Annotated in this window: 3 protein-coding genes; all 3 read right to left on the bottom strand. The window is 43.3% G+C overall.

Annotated elements, in window-relative coordinates; genetic code table 11:
- Positions 1-164: 164 nt before the first annotated feature.
- Positions 165-881: a hypothetical protein gene (locus ACNKU7_RS18735; protein ID WP_418298512.1), complete on the bottom strand. Its 717-nt coding sequence runs from the start codon at positions 879-881 to the stop codon at positions 165-167.
- Positions 882-1,492: 611 nt separating this feature from the next.
- Entirely contained in the window at positions 1,493-1,672 is a 180-nt protein-coding gene (locus ACNKU7_RS18730; RefSeq protein ID WP_418298511.1) for a hypothetical protein, read from the bottom strand.
- Positions 1,669-2,208: a hypothetical protein gene (locus tag ACNKU7_RS18725; protein WP_418298510.1), complete on the bottom strand. Its 540-nt coding sequence runs from the start codon at positions 2,206-2,208 to the stop codon at positions 1,669-1,671. The genes ACNKU7_RS18730 and ACNKU7_RS18725 overlap by 4 nt, the downstream gene beginning before the upstream one ends.
- Positions 2,209-2,411: the final 203 nt, after the last annotated feature.

Below are 2,411 nucleotides of genomic sequence, written 5' to 3'. Positions count from 1 at the left end.
TTACCCATGGTGCACCTCCGTGTTAGGCCGAAACCTAACTATACAAGGTGTCTACTAAGCGTGGGTAAGTCTTAAACATAACGCCTAAATAAACCGCGCGTCTTTTCGCGTCGGTTTGATTTTTTTGTTATGTGAAACTCACATTATTAATACTAATTTTAATCTTACTGGGATGATAGGTGATCAATACGATCTCGATATACACTTAGCTTCTCTTCATCGTATTCTACCACTCTAAATTTGTCTGGATAATTAACATAATAACCTGCCTGCCTTCTTGCTTCAGACTCATTCCAATTTATGTCGGCGATAACGGGAAGCTCGGTAACAGTATTAGACGAATGGCTTGAACTTCTAGCATATTGTGTTGAGGTATATTTAGAGGTGGCTTTCATCTCTTTTAGAGCTGTTATTAATGACCCTAGATAAACCCATTCACCCTGTGAAACCTCAAATGAGAATAGATTCTTTGGAAGAGACGTTCGCCTCTTAACGCCAACGTAGTCTTCATACATGACGTGAGATATATAGTAGCTTCCAGCCTCAACAGGCACTATGTGCCACTTTGTTGTTAAAGCAGAGCCAGATGTTTTATATGAATGACCTAAGACGAAGCTATTTTTTTTACTACGTTCTGGTGCATCACTTGTAAATGCGATCTGTAAAACTCTAGTTTCCGATGCCAGCCCGAGACTGATAACTTCATTTGCCACATTAACAAAACCAGTTCCAAATTCAGAACTGCTTTCTTCTCCAACAGTGGAAAGAATGACTACTCCTTGATTCGATTTAAGTTTACTTGTTGGGCTTTTAGGCTTGCTTGGCGTTATAGAGCATGCCGCCAATGTTGCGGAAATTAAAATTATAATGAAAGTTTTCATTTGACCTCAGTTTAATTATTCGATGTAGCTTTGTCGGCACACATAACGTTGCCAACAGCGGCGGCCGGAGCGCTTGGCGTGCGCAGCACGCCGCGTAGGCCGTCCAGCCGGCGCCCGAAGGGCGCGGGCGATGCTGCTTGGCCTTGTTAAAAATGACTGGCACATCGGCTATTTAGAAGGCCAAACTTTGACACCAACACATACCAATGTTGCCACAACCACGCCCTGGAGTGCAGCTATAAGCGGGACAAGAGCAAGAAGTAGAATTAGTGGTTTACCTAGATCAGGACCAAAAAAGTAGCCAAGTAAGATGGCCATGAACGCCAGAATACCTACGCTAGCAAACCAGCCACGCCAAACAGCTTTGAAAAGATTACCGTTACTCATAAGCATAATTTTTAACGCCCAGCGCAGGCGCAGCCAGCGCGGATCGCATTTTGTGTTAATGTTTGAGCGTCAGGGAGTAACACAAAGGGTGCGTAGCGTTGGCTGTCGCTCTGCCGCTGCTTGTTATGTTTTTTTCTTGCTCGGGGGCTGAACACTGGGCCTGACCGCCAGCTTTTCTGAAGTTACAATTTTCTTGAGGCGCTCTTGCGCCTCTTGTATAGATTTTACTTCTTCTCTTTTTGACACTCTTCATCATCCTTGTATTTTTCTGGATTTTTAATTAAATCCGTATTTCCAATAGATTTTACATCTTCTGGAAAATCTTCATTAAGAATCTTTTTGTTCTTCTCAATTGAAGATTTCATTTTCTTGAAGCGCTCGGAAAATTCTTTTGAGTTACTCATACTTTTTTCACACAATAATCTGGAAAGTGTTTAGCTCCCGTACTTGCTACGTAGCTGTAGCCTTTCTGTAGGTAAAAACCTACAACACTATCGTTTATAGGCTGCATGATGCGAATTTCACTGGCACCCAACAAATTGGCATACGCAATCAGAGAAAGCTCAGTAATTGAAAAAGCTCTACCCTTTAACATGCTGTGATTGGCTACACGCTCTGTGAGCTCTAGTCTTAAACGCTCACCATTGAAAGATGGCCGCCCAAGCGATAACGATTCAAGACGGTTTTGATACCAAATAGCAAGCTCAAATCGCTTTGGGTACATTTTCCTATAGGTATTGGAATCAGAGTACCAATTAAAATCGACTCTACGTTCGGAAATATCATTCCACAATTTTGCTTGCCTCAATGCGGCTGAGTTCAGCCCAGTGAGGGAAATATTTGAAGAATCTCCATAAGGCAAGGCAGCCTTAACGGAATTCCTTACCATCTCTCGATATGATTCATATCGAGCTTCCGCCTCCATGTGTGTGGCTTGCATTTTCTTTCCTTAGAATTTCATTGTTAATTGCTTGCGAAAACATAACGCCGCGCTCAGCCGCGGACAATTTTGGGCGCTTTATGCGCGATAATGGGAGCGCAGCGACCGCGCATAAAGTGCACAAATTTGGCCGTCGGCCTGCAGCGCCTTGTATGGCCTAATTCCCCAAATATTCGGTAAGGTGAGACCCGTAACTTACCACC

This window comes from Microbulbifer weihaiensis, assembly GCF_048323715.1.
Taxonomy (GTDB): domain Bacteria; phylum Pseudomonadota; class Gammaproteobacteria; order Pseudomonadales; family Cellvibrionaceae; genus Microbulbifer.
The sequence above is the reverse complement of the archived record's forward strand: the minus strand, read 5'-3'. Positions and strand labels throughout refer to the sequence as shown.

Coding starts and splice junctions, on each gene's coding strand:
- ACNKU7_RS18735 (WP_418298512.1), bottom strand. CDS start 881: ATGAAAACTTTCATTATAATTTTAATTTCCGCAACATTGGCGGCATGC.
- ACNKU7_RS18730 (WP_418298511.1), bottom strand. CDS start 1,672: ATGAGTAACTCAAAAGAATTTTCCGAGCGCTTCAAGAAAATGAAATCT.
- ACNKU7_RS18725 (WP_418298510.1), bottom strand. CDS start 2,208: ATGCAAGCCACACACATGGAGGCGGAAGCTCGATATGAATCATATCGA.